Raw genomic sequence first — 18,308 nt, forward strand, 5'->3', positions numbered from 1 at the left:
AATAGGCTGACGACCTGACCGTGCCGACGGTGACGTCGGCGATGCACGACCACGATCGAGGCGAGACCTGTGGGATCTGACGAAGCAACGACCTGGGGGCGGGTCGACGAGAACGGGACCGTGTACGTCCGGTACGAAGAGACCGAACGTGCTGTCGGTGAGTACCCGGACGCCACCCCCGAAGAAGCCCTCGCCTACTTCGCGCGGAAGTACGCCGACCTCGAGGGGCAGGTGAAGATCGCCGAGCAGCGCGTCCAGCGCGGTGCGTCGGCGAACGACGTCGCCCGGACGGTCGAGCACCTGACCGCCCTGGTCGCCGACGCGCGCGTGGTGGGTGACATCAAGTCGCTCGAGACCCGCGTGGGCGCGCTCACCGAGCAGCTCGGCTCGCTCACCAAGGAGCAGGCGGAACAGGCGCAGCAGGCGCTGCAGGACGCCCTGGCGCACCGCACCGCCCTGGTCGAGGAAGCCGAGGCACTCGCCGCGGTGGACCCCGCACGCGCGCAGTGGAAGCAGATCACGGCCCAGCTCGACGACGTGTTCGCGCGCTGGCAGCAGCACCAGCACGACGGGCCGCGGATCCCCAAGAACGAGGCCAACGACCTCTGGAAGCGGTTCCGCGCAGCACGGTCCACCGTCGACCAGCACCGTCGTGCGTTCTACTCCGAGCTGGACGCACAGCACCGTGACGCCCGGACCCGCAAGCAGGAGCTCGTGGCGCAGGCCGAGGCCCTCGCACCCCGCGGCTCCGATGCGATCCCGGACTACCGCCAGCTCCTCGACGACTGGAAGAACGCCGGGCGTGCAGGCAAGCGGCACGACGACGCACTCTGGGCGCGCTTCAAGGCCGCCGGAGACGTCCTGTTCGAGCAGCGCCACGCCGAGAGCGCAGCCGAGAACGAAGAGTTCTCCGCCAACCTCGAGGCGAAGCAGACCCTGCTGACCGAGGCCGAGCCGCTCCTGCAGGCGACCGACCGGGTCGCCGCGCGCAAGACCCTCACCGGCATCCAGCGCCGCTGGGACGAGATCGGCAAGGTGCCCCGCGGTGACGTCCGTCGGGTCGAGGACCGCCTGCGTGCCATCGAGGACCACGTCCGTGGGCTCGAGGACGCGCACTGGAAGGAATCGAACCCGGAGCGCAAGGCCCGTCAGAACGGCCTCGCGAGCCAGCTGGAAGACGCGATCGGCAAGCTCCAGTCCGAGCTCGCCGCGGCGCAGGCCACCGGCGACGCCCGGAAGATCAAGGACGCGCAGGAAGCCCTCGACGCCCGCAAGATCTGGCTCGACGCCCTGGGCGGCTGAGCCTCCGCACCACGAACGACGCCCCCGTGACCGAACGGTCACGGGGGCGTCGTCGTACCCGGGGGCACCAGCGGGCGAACCAGGCCAGCGTGCCGGCAGGTCAGACCGGAGCGGGCAGTCCGAGCAGCAGTCGGATGTCGAGGTCGTCCTGCCGCATCTGCGCGGCGAGCTCGTCCATCGACGAGAACTTCACCATGCCGCGCACGTACGACACGAACAGCACCGAGATCCGATCGCCGTACAGGTCGATGTCGACATCGAGCAGGTGCGCCTCGATCTGCTTCGCCGGCACGCCCTCGAACGTCGGGTTGTTGCCGACCGACACCGCTGCCGGGTAGACAGTGCCGTCGTGCAGCACCCGGGCGGCGTAGACGCCGTCGGCGGGGACGAAGCCCTCGCACGCCGGGTCGAGGTTCGCGGTGGGGTACCCCATCGCCCGGCCGCGCTGGTTGCCGTGCACCACGACGCTCCGCACGGCGTGCTCCCGCCCGAGGAGTCGTGCAGCCTCGGCGACGCGACCCTGGCCCAGGAGCTCCCGGATCCAGGTGGAGGACACCCGGCGCTCACCGTCGGGTCGGACGTCGTCGATCAGGTCCACGTCGTCGATGAGCTCGACCGTGAACCCGTGCTGCTCCCCCAGGGTACGCAGCAGCGCGACGTCACCGGCGCCCTTCGCGCCGAAGCGGAAGTCGCTGCCGACGAAGACGAGCCGGGCGTGCAGGGTGTCGACGAGGATCTCGGACACGAACGCCTCGGGCGACTTCGACTGCAGTTCCTGGTCGAAGCGGAGCAGCAGGGTGGCGTCGACCCCGGCGTCCTCGAGCAGTTCGCGGCGCTGCGCGGTGCTCGTCAGGGCCGGCGGGACGTGCGGCGGGTCGATGACGTTGAGTGGGTGGCGGTCGAACGTGACCACGGTGGCCACGAGGTCGTGCTCGCGGGCGGCACGCTCGAGGTGTGCGATGACGGCACGGTGCCCGACGTGCACGCCGTCGAACTTGCCGATGGTGACCGCACTCGGCCCGAACCCGTCCGCCACGTCGGCGGTGTCCTCGTAGAACTGCACGGTGGCGCCTACTCGCTCGCCGGGGCGGTGGACGAGGACGCAGCCGGTGCCGTCGACTCGGTGACGGCGGTGCGGTGGTGCTTGCGGAGCCACCAGAGCCCGGCGATCGGCAGGACGAGCGGCGCGAAGGCGTAGCCCATGCCGTAGTACGACCAGATGGTGTCGTCGGGGAACAGCTGGCGGTCGAACAGCGACAGGGTGCCGATGACGAGCACGCCGGTCATCTCGAACACGATCGTGACGCAGGCGACCCGGTACCAGAACCGACCGGGCACGATGAGGGCGATCATCGCGACGATGTAGACGATGGCAGCGATGGCACTGAGCGTGTAGGCGAACGGTGCGAACGAGAACTTCTCGATGATCTGCACGACGCTGCGTCCGGTCGCCGCCAGCGCGAGGATGCCGTACACGGCGATGAGGACGCGGCCGATGCCGGTCGCGAGTGAGGATCTGGTCGCCATTGCACCGATTCTACCGACGCGCGGCTCCGTGCATGACCTCCGGCGTCAGTTCAGCGCGAACCAGATCTGGTACATCCGGTAGACCATCACCGCGACGGTGAAGGCACCGGCACCGAGCACCACGGTGCTCCACTTCGTGCGGTCGATCAGTGCCCACACGACCGCGGCTGGTGGGACGAGCAGCACCGACACGGCGTACACCCCGAACTCGAGTGCGTTGCCGTCGGGCGGACTGCCCGTCGCCGGCAGCACGATCGAGATGACGCCCTGCACCAGGAGCAGCAGTTCGATGAGCACGAGGGCGCCGACGGTGTAGTCGTTCGGCTTCCAGCCGACGAACCCCACGACGACCGCGAAGAGCCCCACCACCACGGCGAGCACCAGCTGCACCCACATGTACCACTCGATCACGCGCGGGCTCCGGTCTGCGAGGAGGACGACGCACCGGGCGTCGGGAAGTTCGTGATGACCCGGAGCAGCCCACGGCGGACGGAGACGAGGCCGACCAGCCGGTCGTCGGACGCGGTGACCGCTGCCACCGGACCGTCCGAGTCGGGGTGCTCGGCCGCGACGCGCTTGCCGTCGGTGAGGTCCTTCGCCGAGGCTGCGTCGAGGGTCACGGACGAGAAGAGTCGCCGGGCGATGTCCGCCGGACGTGCGAGCGCGGCGCGGACGTCGACGGCGTCGTCCTCGAGGTCGATGGCGTCCTGCACGTCGAACGGTCCGACGCGGGTCCGCCGGAGCGCGACGAGGTGTGCCCCGGTGCCGAGGGCAGCGCCGACGTCACGGGCGAGCGCGCGGACGTAGGTGCCCGACGAGCAGGTCACGACGACGTCGAGGTCCACCACGGCGACGTTGGTGCCGTCGACGGCGACGGTCCGCTCGTTCCGCGTCGTCACGTCGAACTGCGAGACGGTCACCGTGCGGGACTTGAGCTCCACCGCCTCGCCCTTGCGCGCCAGGTCGTAGGCGCGGCGCCCGTCGACCTTGATCGCACTGACCGTGGACGGGACCTGGTCGATCACGCCCCGCTGTGCTGCGACGGCGGTCTCGACGGCGTCGTCCGAGACGTCGGCAGCGGCCACACCGACAGCAGCGGTCGGCGTGCCGTCGGCGTCGTCGGAGTCCGTCGAGACGCCGAGCCGGATGGTCGCGGTGTAGGTCTTGTCGAGGCCCACCAGGTGCGTCAGCAACCGGGTGGACGGCCCGATGCCGAGCAGCAGCAGCCCGGTGGCCATGGGGTCGAGGGTCCCGGCGTGGCCGACTTTCTTCAGGCCGAGGCGCCGTCGGGCGATGGAGACCACCCGGTGGCTGGAGATCCCCTGCGGTTTGTCGACGAGGAGGATGCCGTCCGGCGCGGTTTCGAGCACCAGGCGAGATTACCAGCGCCGGTCAGCAGGCGTCGTTCCACTCGCGGCGGGGGTGCTCGGGATCGGTGACGTCGAGCACGGCGGAGGCTGCGATCTTCACGTCGGCGCGGCGCTCGAGCCGACCGGACTCCTGCTCCACCCACAGCGACCAGCGCCACAGGGTGAGCACCCCGGGGGCCAGGACGCCCCGTCCGTGCACGATCAGGACACCGTCACCGGCTCCGGTCGTGCGGAAGGGCGTCACCAGGTCGGACCGCAGCGTGTCCTGGTCGGCGGACGGCGCGGCGGCCGCCATCGCGGAGACCCCGTGCTGCTCGAAACCGGTGACGAGCGCGGCCGCGACCCGTTCGAGGTCGGTGCCGTCCTGCCCGTCGACGCCGATGACGGTGCGGTTCGTGCCGACCTGCGCAATCGCCTCTGCGGCGATCGCAGCCATCGTGTCGGTCTCTTCGGGTGCCCAGCGTGCCATGCGTTCACCGTAGGCTGTCGAGGTGAACGCGAGTCGGGCCTCCAGACCGCATGTGGACAAACCGACCGCGCGACGCGGTGTGCAGGAGCCGGCCACGCCGGAACGGCCCGACATCGCGACCCAGCTGATCGCGTGGTTCCGGCAGCAGGCGCGGGACCTGCCGTGGCGCCGCCCCGGCTTCCCCGCGTGGGGGACGCTCGTCAGCGAGATCATGCTGCAGCAGACGCAGGTCGCGCGCGTGATCCCCCGTCTGGAGGCGTGGCTCACCCGGTGGCCAACGCCTCGCGACCTCGCGGACTCGCCGCCGTCCGAGGCGGTGCGCGCCTGGGACCGGCTCGGCTACCCGAGGCGCGCGCTCGCGCTCCACGCGGCGGCGACCGCGATCGCGACCCACCACGGCAACGTCGTGCCGCGCGACGTCGACGCGCTGCTCGCACTGCCGGGCATCGGCGACTACACCGCGCGGGCCGTCGCGGTCTTCGCGTACGGCGACCGGCACCCGGTCGTGGACGTCAACGTGCGCCGTGTGCTCGCTCGTGCGGTCCTCGGCCAGGGCGAACCCGGGCCGGCGAAGGCGAAGCAGGACCTCCCGCTGATGGAGTCCGTGCTGCCGGCGGACCGCGACGACGCAGCCGCCACGAACGCGGCCGTGATGGAGCTCGGCGCGCTCGTGTGCGTGTCCCGCTCCCCCGCGTGCGATGCGTGCCCGATCGCGGACCGCTGCGCGTGGCGTGCGGCCGGGTACCCGGAGCACGACGGGCCGCGGGCTCCGCGGCAGGCGAGGTTCGCCGGCAGTGACCGCCAGGTGCGTGGCCTGATCATGGCCGAGCTGCGCGCCAGCGACGTGCCGGTCACCCGGTCCGAGATCGAACCGGTGTGGCCGGACGCCGACCAGCGCGACCGGGCGCTCGCGTCGCTCCTGCGTGACGGACTGGCCGTCGGGGACGACGCGAGCGGCTACCAGCTGCCCGGGATCTAGGAACGCGGCTCGGCGGAGCCGTCGGTCTCGGCGGCGTCGTCGGTGTCGTCGTCCTCGTCGCGCTTGTACGGGTCGGCGTCGCCGGCGTACGTCGCGCCGACCGAGGCTGCCCGCACCTGCTCGTCGCGCACCTGGGCCTGCACGAGCAGGTCCTCCATGTGCGCCGAGGTCTCGGGCAGGGCGTCGGCGATGAACTCGAGCGACGGCGTGAGCCGGGCGGTGATGTTCTTGCCGACCTCGGACCGGAGCATGCCGGTCGCGGCCTTGAGCGCCGCGGCGGAGTCCGCACGCTCCTCGTCGGTGCCGTACACGGTGTAGAAGATCGACGCGTGCTGCAGGTCACCGGTCACACGGACGTCGGTGATCGTGACGAACCCGAGTCGCGGGTCCCGCAGACCCTTGTCGAGTCGACGTGCGACGACTTCCTTGATGCGGTCCGCCATCTTGCGTGCGCGCTGCGGATCGGCCATTGGGTGCCTCCTGAGGCAGTGGCGGGACACTTCCCGCCGGTGGTCCTGCGTGGGAAAGGGGTCGGGCCCCGGCCTCCCACACGGGGAGGCCGGGGCCCAGAGGAGTCACGCGATCAGTCGCGCGGCTTCTCGACGAGTTCGGTCGTCTCGACCTCGTCGCCGATCTGGATGTCGTTGAACTTGCCCAGACCGATACCGGCTTCGAAGTCCGTGCGGACCTCGGTCACGTCGTCCTTGAAGCGACGCAGCGACTCGATGGCCAGGCCATCGGCGATCACCACACCTTCGCGGATGACGCGCGCCTTGGCGTTGCGCGTGATCGTGCCGGAGCGGACGATGACACCCGCGATGTTGCCGAACTTCGAGGAACGGAACACCTCGCGGATCTCGGCGACGCCCGACTGGACCTCTTCGTACTCGGGCTTGAGCATGCCCTTGAGGGACTGCTCGATGTCGTCGAGTGCGTTGTAGATGACCGAGTAGAAGCGCACGTCGATGCCTTCACGCGCCGCACGTTCACGGGCCTTGACGTCCGGACGGACGTTGAAGCCGATGACGATGGCGTTGTCGATCGTGGCCAGGTCGATGTCCGACTCCGTGATCGCACCGACACCGCGGTGCAGGATGCGGAGCTGAACGCTGTCGTCGACCTCGATGTCCAGGAGCGACTGCTCGAGTGCCTCGACGGCACCGGAGACGTCACCCTTGATGATGAGGTTGAGCGACTCGACCTTGCCCTCTTCGAGCGCACGGGTGAAGTCCTCGAGCGAGATGCGCTTGCGCGACTTCGCCAGCAGGGCGTTGCGCTCGGCGGCTTCACGCTTCTCGGCGATCTGACGAGCCGTGCGGTCCTCTTCGGTGACGAGGAAGGTGTCACCGGCGCGGGGCACCGACGACAGACCCTGCACCTGGACCGGGCGGCTCGGCGTCGCGGCCTTGACCGCGACCCCGTTCTCGTCCGTCATCGCACGGACTCGGCCGTAGGCCGTGCCCGCCACGATGGCGTCACCGACGTGGAGCGTGCCGGACTGGATGAGGACCGTGGCGACTGCACCGCGACCCTTGTCGAGCCGGGCCTCGATCGCGACACCACGGGCGTCCTTGTCGGGGTTCGCACGCAGGTCGAGACCGGCGTCCGCGGTGAGCAGCACGGCGTCCAGGAGCTCCTGGATGCCGATGTTCTGCCGCGCCGACACGTCGACGAACATGACGTCGCCGCCGTACTCCTCGGCCACCAGGTTGTACTCGGTGAGCTGCTGGCGGACCTTGGCGGGGTTCGCGCCTTCCTTGTCGATCTTGTTGACCGCGACGACGATCGGCACACCGGCCGACTGCGCGTGGTTCAACGCCTCGATGGTCTGGGGCATGATGCCGTCGTCCGCCGCGACCACGAGGATCGCGATGTCCGTCACCTGGGCACCACGAGCACGCATGGCCGTGAAGGCCTCGTGACCCGGGGTGTCGATGAAGGTGATCGGGCGGTCGATGCCCTCGTGCTGCGCGACGATCTGGTACGCACCGATGTGCTGGGTGATGCCACCGGCCTCGCCCTCGACGACCTTCGAGTTGCGGATCGCGTCCAGGAGGCGGGTCTTGCCGTGGTCGACGTGACCCATGACGGTGACCACCGGCGGCCGCTGCTGCAGCACGTCGTCGTCTTCGTCCTCGAGTTCTGCGTCGAGGTCGATGTCGAAGCCCTCGAGGAGCTCCTTGTCCTCGTCCTCGGGCGAGACGATCTGGATCTTGTAGCCCAGCTCGTCACCGAGGACCTCGAACGTGGCCTCGTCCAGCGACTCGGTCGCGGTCGCCATCTCACCGAGGTGGAACAGCACCGTCACGAGGTTGCCGGGCATGGCGTCGATCTTGTCCGCGAAGTCCGAGATGCTCGCACCACGACGGAGTCGGACGACCGTGTTGCCGTCGCCGCGAGGGACCTGCACACCGCCGAGCGACGGTGCCTGACGCATCTCGTACTCGGCGCGCTTCGTCCGCTTCGACTTGCGGGCACGGCTCTTGCCGCCACCGCGACCGAACGCACCGGCGGTACCACCACCGGGGCCACGACCACGGCCACCGCCACCGGCGGGACGCGGGCCGCTGAAGGCCGGACGCGGGAAGCCGCCACCGGCACCGCCGCCGGCACCCGGACGGGCACCGGGGCCGCCACGGCCACCACCCTGGCCCGGGCGCTGCCCGAAGCCGTTGGGACGGTTGCCCTGACCGGGACCACCCGGACGCGGAGCACCCGGACGGGGCGTGCCCGGACGCGGGGGCTGCGGACGCGGGATGCCACCGCCACCGGCTGCGCCGGCGGCCGGCCGCTGGCCCATGCCCTGGTTGGACGAGTACGGGTTGTTGCCGGGGCGCGGCGGGCGCGAGCCCATGCCCTGGTTCGACGAGTACGGGTTGTTGCCCGGACGTGCACCGGGCTTGGGGCCACCCGGCTTCGGACCGGCGGCCGCGGGAGCCTTCGGGCTGGTGCCCGGCTTCACGGCGTCGGACTTCGGCGCCGCGTCGGTCGTCCCGCCAGCCTCGGCGGCCTGCTGCTCAGCGGCCTGCTTCTCGGCGCGGGCCTTCTGCGCTGCCTCGGCCTCGGCCTGTCGCTGGGCGACGGACTTCGGTGCGGCCGGCGCGGGCACGTCGGCAGCGGGTGCTGCCGGGGCCTCGGGCTCGGGAGCCGGTGCCGGACGGACCGGACCCGGACGGGGGCCGCCGGGCTTGGGTGCACTCGACTTCGGCGCGCTGGCCTTGGCGGGTGCGCTCGGCGCGGAGGCCGAGGCGGCGGGCTTCGCCGCGGGGGCGCCGTCTGCCTGGAGGGCGGCACGGAGCTTCCGTGCCACGGGGGGCTCGATGCTCGAGCTGGCACCCCGGACGAACTCGCCGAGCTCCTTGAGCTTCTCGAGTGCGGTCTTGCTGTCGACGCCGAGTTCGCTTGCGATCTCGTGTACGCGTGGTTTAGCCACTGTTCTCCTTCACGGGTCCCACCCCGTGAAGGGGCAGGACTCAATGGATGACGGGTCTCATTTCGAGCCGCTCATCAGTTGTCCATAAGCCGTTCAGCCTGTTCTGTCATGTCCGGGCGCTCGGCCGGTTCCTGTGGGAGACCGACGATGTGGTCGAGCACCGCGGACGTGTCGGGATCGCGATCCAACCGGAGCGCACGGCGGAAAGCCCTGCGCTTGACGGCCAGATCGTAGGCATCGACGGTCGGTGTGAGCCATGCTCCCCGCCCCGGCATGACTGCCTTCGGATCCGCCACGACACGACCGTCGCTCAGGGCGACGACTCGGAGGAGGGAGGATCGGGAAGCGCGACGACGACTGCCGATGCACGTTCTGACGGGAACCACTCTACTCCTTGCCTCGGACGTGCGCGATCCGGCGCGCCCTCGCAGGGCGCGCCGGGAGCGAAATCGTCCTAGTCCTCGCCGTCCAGGATGGAGTCCGGCTGGATGTCGATGCGGGCACCGGTGAGCTTCGCGGCCAGGCGGGCGTTCTGCCCTTCCTTGCCGATCGCGAGCGACAGCTGGTAGTCCGGCACGAGCGCGCGGACGGCCTTCGTCGAGGCATCGAGCACGAATGCGCTCGTCACCTTGGCGGGCGACAGGGCGCTCGCGACGAACGACGCCAGGTCGGACGAGTAGTCGACGATGTCGATCTTCTCGGCACCGAGCTCGTTCGTGACGGCCCGGACACGTGCGCCGAGCTCACCGATGCAGGCACCCTTCGCGTTCACACCGGGCTCGTTCGCCTTGACGGCGATCTTCGTGCGGTGTCCGGCCTCGCGGGCGAGCGAGGTGATCTCGACGACACCGGACGCGATCTCCGGGACCTCGAGCGCGAAGAGCTTCCGGACCAGGCCTGGGTGCGTGCGCGACACGATGATCTGCGGGCCCTTGTTGCCACGGGCCACGCTCGTCACGTAGACGCGGATGCGGGAGCCGTGCGTGTAGGGCTCCCCCGGCACCTGCTCTTCGGGCGGCAGGATCGCCTCGATCGTGCCGAGGTCGACGTGTACCATCTTCGGGTTCGGGCCCTGCTGGACCACGCCCGCGACGATGTCGCCTTCCTTGCCGCGGAACTCGCCGAGGATCTTGTCGTCGCCGATGTCGCGCAGGCGCTGGTTGATGACCTGCTTCGCCGCGAAGGCCGCGATGCGACCGAAGTCGCTCGGCTGGTCGACGGCTTCACCGATGACGGTGCCCTCGTCGTCGAGCTCGGGGACGTAGACGCTGACCTCGCCGGACTTGCGGTCGAGCTCCACACGCGACTGCGCGTGGGCCGGCTCGCCGTTCTCGTCGGCGTGCTTCTGGTAGGCGGTCAGGATGGCAGATTCGATGATCTGGACGAGCTCGTCGAACGGGATCTCCCGCTCGCGCTCCATGAGTCGCAGGACTGCGAGATCGATCTTCACCGAGGTGCCTCCGTATTCAGATGAGTCGCTCCTGCGGGGTGGAACTGCGCAGAAGTCGGCCACAAGCGTACCCCAGAACCAGGAGGCGGACAGGAGGCCCGTGGCGGCGTCGCCACGGGCCTCCTGTCCATCAAGGGTCGCGTCTAGATCGCGCGGACCGCGTCGAGCAGGTCGGCCACCGGCACGTCGCGGCGGTCGCCCGTCGCCCGGTCCCACAGCTCGACGACGCCCTCGGCGGCGCCGCGGCCGGCGACGACGACGATCGGTATGCCGAGCAGCTCGGCATCGCGGAGCTTCACGCCGGGCGACACCTTCGGGCGGTCGTCGTACAGCACGTCGAACCGCTCGCCCTCGAGCTCGGCGACGACGGAGGACGCCAGCTCGTAGGCGACCTGGTCACGGCCGGTGGCGACGATGTGCACGTCGAACGGCGCGACGTTCTTCGGCCAGACCAGGCCCTTCTCGTCGTTGTGGGACTCGGCCAGGATCGCGAGGATGCGGGTCACGCCGATGCCGTACGAGCCCATCGTGACCGTGGCGAGCTTGCCGTTCTCGTCCTGCACCTTGAGACCGAGCGCCTCGGCGTACTTCCGACCGAGCTGGAACACGTGCCCGATCTCCATGCCGCGCGCGGTCTCGAGCGGGCCGGAGCCGTCCGGGGACGGGTCACCGGCGCGGACGTCGGAGACCTCGACGACACCGTCGGCCACGAAGTCACGGCCGGCGACGAGGCCGGAGACGTGCACGCCGCGCTCGTTGGCGCCGGTGATCCAGCTCGTGCCGTCGACCACACGGGGGTCGACGAAGTAGCGGAGGCCGGTGGCGCTGTCGGCGCCGAGGACCTGCGGGCCGATGTAGCCCTTCACCAGGCCCCGGTGCTTCTTGAAGTCGTCGTCGCCGGCGGCCTCGACCTCGGCCGGGGCGAACGACACCTCGGCGCGCTTCAGGTCGACGTCGCGGTCACCGGGCAGGCCGACGACCACGACCTCACGAGTGCCGTCGAGGTGGGTGAGCGCGAGGACGACGTTCTTCAGCGTGTCGGCCGCGGTCCACGGGGCGCCCTCGCGCGGCGCGACCTGGTTCGCGTGGGCGACGAGCGTGTCGATCGTCGGGGTGTCCGACGCCGGCAGCAGCACGGGCTCGGGCTGACCCTCGATCGGCAGCGACTCGGGAACGGGGGTGACGTAGGCCTCGACGTTGGCCGCGTAGCCGCCGGCGCTGCGGACGAAGGTGTCCTCGCCGACGCCGATCGGGTGCAGGAACTCTTCCGACTTGGAGCCCCCCATCGCGCCGGCGTCGGCCTTGACGATGACGTAGTCGAGGCCGAGGCGGGCGAAGATCTTCTCGTACGCGTCGCGCATGACCTGGTAGCTGCGCTCGAGGCCCTCGTCGGTGAGGTCGAACGAGTACGCGTCCTTCATGGTGAACTCGCGGCCGCGCAGGAGTCCGGCGCGGGGCCGGGCCTCGTCGCGGTACTTGTCCTGGATCTGGAACAGCGTCACCGGCAGGTCCTTGTACGACGAGTACAGGTCCTTCACCAGGAGCGCGAACATCTCCTCGTGCGTGGGGGCGAGCAGGTAGTCGGAGCCCTTGCGGTCCTGCAGGCGGAACATGCCGTCGCCGTACTCGGTCCAGCGGTTCGTCGCCTCGTACGGCTCACGCGGCAGCAGCGCCGGCAGCAGGACCTCCTGCGCGCCGGCGGCGACCATCTCGTCGCGGATGATCGCCTCGATCTTGGCGCGCACCCGGAGTCCGAGCGGCAGCCAGGCGAAGATCCCCGGGGACTGGCGACGGACGTACCCGGCGCGGACGAGCAGCTTGTGGCTCGTCACCTCGGCGTCGGAGGGGTCGTCGCGGAGCGTACGGAGGAACAGATGCGAAAGCCGTGTGACCACGGGGCAAGCCTAGTGGCGGCGGACAGGGAGCGGTGGTCGCGCCTACGGCGCCATGATCACCTGGGGCGTGCCCGTGGCGGCGGCCGGACCCATCTCGTCCGCGATGCGGTTCGCCTCGTCGATGAGCGTCTGGACGATCTCGGCCTCCGGCACGGTCTTGACGACCTGGCCCTTGACGAAGATCTGCCCCTTGCCGTTGCCCGAGGCGACACCGAGGTCGGCCTCGCGCGCCTCGCCCGGGCCGTTCACGACGCAGCCCATGACGGCGACGCGGAGCGGGACGGTCATGCCCTCGAGCCCCTTCGTGACGTCGTTCGCGAGCTGGTAGACGTCCACCTGCGCGCGACCGCAGCTCGGGCAGGAGACGATCTCGAGCTTGCGCTCGCGCAGGTTGAGCGACTGCAGGATCTGCAGGCCGACCTTGACCTCTTGCGCAGGCGGGGCGGAGAGCGACACACGGATGGTGTCGCCGATGCCCTCGGCCAGCAGGATGCCGAACGCGGTGGCGCTCTTGATGGTGCCCTGGAACTCCGGGCCGGCCTCGGTCACGCCGAGGTGCAGCGGCCAGTCACCGGCGGCGGCGAGCTGCCGGTAGGCCTTGACCATCACGATCGGGTCGTTGTGCTTGACCGAGATCTTGAAGTCGTGGAAGTCGTGCTCCTCGAACAGGGAGGCTTCCCACACGGCGGACTCGACGAGCGCCTCGGGGGTGGCCTTGCCGTACTTCTGCAGCAGGCTCGGCTCGAGCGATCCCGCGTTCACGCCGATGCGGAGCGAGACGCCGGCGTCCTTGGCGGCCTTGGCGATCGCGCCGACCTGGTCGTCGAACTTGCGGATGTTGCCCGGGTTGACGCGGACGGCCGCACAGCCGGCGTCGATCGCCTGGAAGACGTACTTCGGCTGGAAGTGGATGTCGGCGATCACGGGGATCTGCGACTTCTTCGCGATGATCGCCAGCGCGTCGGCGTCGTCCTGCGTGGGCACGGCGACCCGGACGATGTCACAGCCCGAGGCCGTGAGTTCGGCGATCTGCTGCAGCGTCGCGTTGATGTTGGTGGTCTGCGTCGTGGTCATCGACTGCACGGACACCGGGGCGTCGCCGCCCACGAGCACCTTGCCGACCCGGATCTGCCGCGACTTGCGACGCGGAGCGAGGGTTTCGGGGGACTTGGGCATACCGAGGTTGACTGCGGGCACGTGAGCACTCTACGCGCTCGGTCTGACCGTGCCGGGTCCGGTCCCCGTGCGTCCGTTCAGAGCTCCCTGACCGAGTCCACGACCGTGATGAGCGGGGCGTAGAGCCGCATCACCGCGAGCGCATGGTCGTGGTCCTCGTCGGTCCCGCCGGCGCAGGCGTCGGCCACGACGGTCACCGTCGCACCGGCGTCGGCCGCCGCCAGCGCGGTCGACAGGACACAGCAGTCGGTCGAGACCCCCGTGAGCACCAGGTGCGGGTGGTCGCCCACGACGGCCTGGAGGCTCGTCCCCCACTTGCCGAAGGTCGGTTCCGTCACGACGGGGTCGTTCCGGTCCGCTGCCGCCGACGCGAACGGCTCGGTGAGCGCGTACAGCGGGTCGGCGTCCGGGACCAGTGCGAAGGGCCAGTCGCGGTAGTACGGCACCCACGCACCCTCGGGCTCCGCCGGAGCCACGAAGCGGGTGAACACCGTGCGGCCCGTGAACCGCGGCAGGAGTCGCTCGATGCCGGCACCGGCGTGGTCGTACCGCGGGGCGGCCCACGGGTTCTCGCCGGTGAAGACCTGCTGCATGTCGATCACGACAAGCCAGGCGTCGTCGGGGATCTCCGCGCTCATCGCAGGTCGTCCGGGGTGGCGAGTGCTTCTTGGCGGCGGATCGAGCCGCGCGCGAACAGCAGCGTGCCGAGGAACCCGACGACCAGGGCGACGAGGACGCCGAGGTTCGCGTAGGCCCAGGGCCCCTCGCGGCCGCCGAGGCCGAACGGGCCGAGCAGGTAGCCCTGCCACGTCAACCACGCGGGCGACGAGAGCGTCACGAGTCCCCAGCCCAGGGCCGTGCCGACCAGGACCAGCGCGATCGCGCCCCACCGGACGTCACCGTAGCGGCCGCGACGGTCGTCGAGCTCGGACTCCGCGTAGGCGCGTCGGCGCAGCAGGACATCCGCGACGAAGATGCCGGCCCACACCGCGATCGGCACGCCGAGGGTGATCAGGAACGCCTGGAAGGGCTTCGCGAAGCTGGTCGCGAAGAAGGCGATGTACACGGCGCCGGCAACCATGAACGCTCCGTCGACCCCGGCGGCGACCGGCCGCGGGATCTTCACGCCGACGCTCAGCAGCGCGAGGCCCGACGAGTAGATGTCGAGGACGGCTCCCCCGACGAGCCCGAGGATCGCCACGATCGCGAACGGGATGAGGAACCAGATCGGAAGGATGGTGGTGAGCGCGCCGATCGGGTCGTCCTGGATGGCAGCGTTCAGGTCCGGCGACGACCCGGCGAGCAGGACCCCGAACACCACGAGGATCGCCGGGGCCAGCGCGCCGCCGAAGGTCGTCCACCCGACGACCCCACCGGTGGACGCAGCCCGCGGCAGGTACCGCGAGTAGTCGGCAGCCGCGTTCACCCAGCCAAGGCCGAAGCCGGTCATCACCAGGACCAGGGCCCCGATGACCTGCTGACCGCTGCCGGCGGGCATCGCGGCGATCGCGGCGAAGTCGATGGAGGGCACCGCGAGCACGATGTAGACGACGGTGAGCACCCCCGTGATGACCGTGATCAAGGTCTGCAGGCGCATGATCACGTCGAAGCCCGCAACGCCGGCCCCGACCACGAGCGCGGCGACGACGACCAGCGCGACGACCTTCGTCAGCACCCCGCCGTCCCAGCCGAGCTCGGTGAAGACCGTCGAGGTCGCCAGGACCGCCAGGGCGGCGAGCGACGTCTCCCACCCGACGGTGAGGATCCAGCTGAGGAACGAGGGCACCCGGTTGCCCCGCACGCCGAACGCCGCACGGCTCAGCACCATCGTCGGCGCGGAGCCGCGTTTGCCGGCGATCGCGACGACGCCGCACAGCAGGAACGAGAACACCACCCCGATCACCGAGACGATCGTCGCCTGGGCCAGCGAGATGCCGAAGCCGAGGACGAAGGAGCCGTAACTCAGGCCGAGGACGGAGATGTTGGCGGCGAACCACGGCCAGAACAGCCCCCTCGGGGTGCCCTTCCGGTCGGACTCGGCGATCACGTCGAGCCCCTGGCGTTCGACGGCGCGAACCTCGGGCGGGTTCGTGGCGGCTGTGCTCATGCGCTGAGCGTAGTGGCTCGGCAGCCCTACCCGAAGAGGTTCACCGGACGAACGATGTCGGCGTAGATGAGCAGGGCGCTCATGCCCGCCAGCAGCACCACGACCACCATCGTCAGCGGCATCGTCTTCGCCAGGTCGATGGGCCCCGGGTCCGCCTTGCCGACGAGCTTGAACGACCGTCGCTTGATCGCCTCCCAGAGCGCACCGGCGATGTGTCCACCGTCGAGCGGCAGCAGCGGCACCATGTTCAGCACGAACAAGCCGATGTTGAGCGAGGCCAGCAGCCCGAGGATCGTGTACGCCTTGTCGACCACGGGGACACCGCTCATCGACGAGACCTCGCCGATCGCACGGCCGACGCCCACCACCGACACGGGGCTGTCCTGCGACCGCTCCTGGGCGCCGAACGCGGCGTTCCACACCGCGACCAGGCGCTGCGGCAGGTCGATGATCAGGTGCGCCGACGCCGCGATCTGGGCGCCGGTCGCGGGCAGCACCTCGGCCGGGGACTGCCGCACCAGGGACTGCCCGATGCTGACGCCGACCACGCCGACACGCTGGGTCTTCGTGGTGCCGTCGTCGTTCTTGACGACCTTGCCCTCGGCGTCGTAGACGTCGCGGGTGGCGGTCGTCGGGGTGATCTCGAGGGTCTTTCGGGCACCGTCGCGCTCGACCACCACGGTGACCTGCTCACCGGCGGACTCCTGGAAGACCTCGGAGACGCGGGTGATCGTGGGGTCCTGCTCGCCGTTCACCGAGAGCACGACGTCACCGGGCTCGATGCCGGCCTGCTTCGCCGGGGACACCGCGTCGCCGGGCGAGCACTCGGTCGTCTGGCTGTTCGGCAGCACGCACCCGACGCTCGACGTGAAGGTCGTGGTCGGCGCCCCGAACCCGCACAGCAGCACGCCGAACAGCACGATGCCGATCACCAGGTTCATGGCCGGGCCCGCGACCATGACGATGATCCGCTTCCACGGCGTCAGGCGGTAGAAGGCACGGGAGTCGTCGCCACCGGAGTCCGCGATCTGTTCGGCGCTGGCCTGGCGGGCGTCCTGCACGAACGCGCCGTACATGCCGGTGTTCGTGATGGCGTTCGCCCGGCCCGAGGCGCGCGGCTTGAGCATGCCGACCATCGAGATGTACCCACCGAGCAGGATCGGACGGATCCCGTACTCGGTCTCACCCCGCTTGAACGACCACATCGCCTTGCCGAAGCCCAGCGAGTACTGCGTCACCTTGACGTTGAAGAGCTTCGCGAAGGACAGGTGTCCCAGCTCGTGGAGTCCGATCGAGACCAGCAGGCCGATGATGAAGACGACCACGCCGAGGACGAAGAGCAGGACGGATTCGACGGTCACCGGGAAAGAGTACGGGACTGATTCCATGACGGAGCCGAGCGCCGTCTGAGAGGCGAGCTGGGCCTCCCGTCCGTCGCCGTCCGCGGTCTGCCGCCTCCGCGTCGGACGGGAGGCGCGTCTCGCGTCAGCGGGTCAGCGCGCGGTCCGCAGCGGTGCGCGCCCACTGCTCCGCCGCGAGCACGCCGTCGAGTGACGGCTCCCCCGCGGTGTGCTCCTCGACGATGCGCTCGACCGTGTCGACGATGTCCAGGAAACCGATCGCACCGGCGTGGAACGCGGAGACGGCCTGCTCGTTCGCGGCGTTGAACACGGCCGGGAACGTCCCACCCAGCTCGCCCACCCGCTTCGCGAGGGCGACGGCGCCGAAGGCGTCCTGGTCGAGGGGCTCGAACGTCCACGTGCTCGCGGTCGTCCAGTCGAGCGGCACGCCGACGCCGGGCACCCGGTCCGGCCAGGCCAGGCCGAGTGCGATCGGCAGGCGCATGTCCGGCGGCGACGCCTGGGCGATGGTGGAACCGTCGACGAACTCGACCATCGAGTGCACGATCGACTGCGCGTGCACGGTGACGTCGATGCGGTCGTACGGCACGTCGAAGAGCAGGTGGGCCTCGATGACCTCGAGCCCCTTGTTCACCAGGGTGGCGGAGTTCGTCGTGACGACGAGCCCCATGTCCCAGGTGGGGTGCGCCAGCGCCTGGGCAGGGGTGACGTCGCGGAGCTGCTCGCGGGTGCGCCCGCGGAACGGACCCCCGCTCGCGGTGAGGACGAGTCGCTGCACCTCGGTGTCGACGCCGGAGCGGAGCGCCTGCGCGATCGCGGAGTGCTCGCTGTCGACGGGCACGATCTGCCCGGGCGCCGCGGCCTGCTGCACGAGGGAGCCGCCGACGATCAGGCTCTCCTTGTTCGCCAGGGCGAGGGTGGCACCGCTCTCGAGTGCGGCCAGCGTCGGACCGAGCCCGACCGAACCGGTGATGCCGTTGAGCACGACGTCGGCCTCGACGCTCCGGACGAGCCGTTCCGAGTCGGCCGCGCCGAACGCGGTGTCGCGCACGCCGAAACGGGCGGCCTGCTCGGCGACGAGGTCGCGGTTGCTGCCCGCGGTGAGGCCGACGACCTCGAACCGGTCGGGGTTGCGGGCGACGACGTCGAGCGCCTGGGTGCCGATCGAACCGGTGCTGCCGAGGACGACGATGCGTCTGCGGGCCGGACCAGTGCTGCCGAGGCCGCCGTCCGTCACGA

17 protein-coding genes are annotated in these 18,308 nt (G+C 70.4%); 2 read left to right on the forward strand and 15 right to left on the reverse strand.

Features of this window, described 5'->3' with window-relative positions; genetic code table 11:
- Nucleotides 1-69 precede the first annotated feature (69 nt).
- The gene (locus ORG17_RS09765) at nt 70-1,302 is read left to right on the forward strand and encodes a DUF349 domain-containing protein (RefSeq protein ID WP_214526183.1); all 1,233 of its coding nucleotides are present in this window, start codon (nt 70-72) and stop codon (nt 1,300-1,302) included.
- 100 nt (nt 1,303-1,402) lie between these two features.
- Here ORG17_RS09765 and ORG17_RS09770 read toward each other — a convergent pair whose 3' ends face one another.
- The 5 genes from ORG17_RS09770 to ORG17_RS09790 are packed head-to-tail and all read right to left on the reverse strand — an operon-like array spanning nt 1,403 to nt 4,668.
- On the reverse strand, nt 1,403-2,365 hold the full coding sequence (locus tag ORG17_RS09770) for a bifunctional riboflavin kinase/FAD synthetase (RefSeq protein ID WP_111053969.1): 963 nt from the start codon (nt 2,363-2,365) through the stop codon (nt 1,403-1,405).
- 8 nt (nt 2,366-2,373) lie between these two features.
- A complete protein-coding gene (locus tag ORG17_RS09775) occupies nt 2,374-2,829 on the reverse strand; it encodes a hypothetical protein (protein ID WP_214526182.1) in 456 nt (151 codons plus the stop codon).
- A 45-nt stretch (nt 2,830-2,874) separates the two neighbouring features.
- A complete protein-coding gene (locus ORG17_RS09780) occupies nt 2,875-3,240 on the reverse strand; it encodes a hypothetical protein (RefSeq protein WP_214526181.1) in 366 nt (121 codons plus the stop codon).
- Nucleotides 3,237-4,199: a tRNA pseudouridine(55) synthase TruB gene (gene truB, locus ORG17_RS09785; protein ID WP_214526180.1), complete on the reverse strand. Its 963-nt coding sequence runs from the start codon at nt 4,197-4,199 to the stop codon at nt 3,237-3,239. The genes ORG17_RS09780 and truB overlap by 4 nt, the downstream gene beginning before the upstream one ends.
- Before the next feature lie 22 nt (nt 4,200-4,221).
- Nucleotides 4,222-4,668 (reverse strand): hypothetical protein, encoded by a 447-nt coding sequence (locus ORG17_RS09790; RefSeq protein WP_214526179.1) that lies wholly within the window; start codon nt 4,666-4,668, stop codon nt 4,222-4,224.
- Nucleotides 4,669-4,720: 52 nt separating this feature from the next.
- On the opposite strand from ORG17_RS09790, the gene ORG17_RS09795 reads away from it, so the two are divergent.
- Nucleotides 4,721-5,647, forward strand: coding sequence for an HhH-GPD family protein (locus ORG17_RS09795; protein ID WP_372443657.1), 927 nt, complete (start codon nt 4,721-4,723; stop codon nt 5,645-5,647).
- Here ORG17_RS09795 and rbfA read toward each other — a convergent pair.
- The 10 genes from rbfA to dxr form a co-directional block, all read right to left on the reverse strand.
- Nucleotides 5,644-6,117, reverse strand: coding sequence for a 30S ribosome-binding factor RbfA (gene rbfA, locus ORG17_RS09800; protein WP_071244776.1), 474 nt, complete (start codon nt 6,115-6,117; stop codon nt 5,644-5,646). The two genes, ORG17_RS09795 and rbfA, sit on opposite strands and share 4 nt — an antisense overlap.
- A gap of 113 nt (nt 6,118-6,230) precedes the next feature.
- Nucleotides 6,231-9,080: a translation initiation factor IF-2 gene (gene infB / locus ORG17_RS09805; protein WP_176708893.1), complete on the reverse strand. Its 2,850-nt coding sequence runs from the start codon at nt 9,078-9,080 to the stop codon at nt 6,231-6,233.
- Between the two features lie 74 nt (nt 9,081-9,154).
- The gene (locus ORG17_RS09810) at nt 9,155-9,466 is read right to left on the reverse strand and encodes a YlxR family protein (RefSeq protein ID WP_031259737.1); all 312 of its coding nucleotides are present in this window, start codon (nt 9,464-9,466) and stop codon (nt 9,155-9,157) included.
- Nucleotides 9,467-9,534: 68 nt separating this feature from the next.
- Nucleotides 9,535-10,530: a transcription termination factor NusA gene (gene nusA, locus ORG17_RS09815; RefSeq protein WP_214526178.1), complete on the reverse strand. Its 996-nt coding sequence runs from the start codon at nt 10,528-10,530 to the stop codon at nt 9,535-9,537.
- Between the two features lie 143 nt (nt 10,531-10,673).
- Nucleotides 10,674-12,425 (reverse strand): proline--tRNA ligase, encoded by a 1,752-nt coding sequence (locus ORG17_RS09820; protein ID WP_214526177.1) that lies wholly within the window; start codon nt 12,423-12,425, stop codon nt 10,674-10,676.
- Between the two features lie 42 nt (nt 12,426-12,467).
- On the reverse strand, nt 12,468-13,622 hold the full coding sequence (ispG, locus tag ORG17_RS09825; protein WP_173034028.1) for a flavodoxin-dependent (E)-4-hydroxy-3-methylbut-2-enyl-diphosphate synthase: 1,155 nt from the start codon (nt 13,620-13,622) through the stop codon (nt 12,468-12,470).
- Between the two features lie 56 nt (nt 13,623-13,678).
- Nucleotides 13,679-14,239: a cysteine hydrolase family protein gene (locus tag ORG17_RS09830; RefSeq protein WP_214526176.1), complete on the reverse strand. Its 561-nt coding sequence runs from the start codon at nt 14,237-14,239 to the stop codon at nt 13,679-13,681.
- Nucleotides 14,236-15,708, reverse strand: coding sequence for a purine-cytosine permease family protein (locus ORG17_RS09835; protein WP_214526175.1), 1,473 nt, complete (start codon nt 15,706-15,708; stop codon nt 14,236-14,238). Before ORG17_RS09835 ends, ORG17_RS09830 begins: the two co-directional genes overlap by 4 nt.
- Nucleotides 15,709-15,734: 26 nt before the next feature.
- Nucleotides 15,735-17,069, reverse strand: coding sequence for a M50 family metallopeptidase (locus tag ORG17_RS09840; RefSeq protein ID WP_214526174.1), 1,335 nt, complete (start codon nt 17,067-17,069; stop codon nt 15,735-15,737).
- A gap of 124 nt (nt 17,070-17,193) precedes the next feature.
- Nucleotides 17,194-18,306, reverse strand: coding sequence for a 1-deoxy-D-xylulose-5-phosphate reductoisomerase (gene dxr / locus ORG17_RS09845; RefSeq protein ID WP_214526173.1), 1,113 nt, complete (start codon nt 18,304-18,306; stop codon nt 17,194-17,196).
- Between the last annotated feature and the right edge of the window lie 2 nt (nt 18,307-18,308).

The sequence above is a fragment of the Curtobacterium flaccumfaciens pv. betae genome (genome assembly GCF_026241855.1).
Classification (GTDB): domain Bacteria; phylum Actinomycetota; class Actinomycetes; order Actinomycetales; family Microbacteriaceae; genus Curtobacterium; species Curtobacterium flaccumfaciens.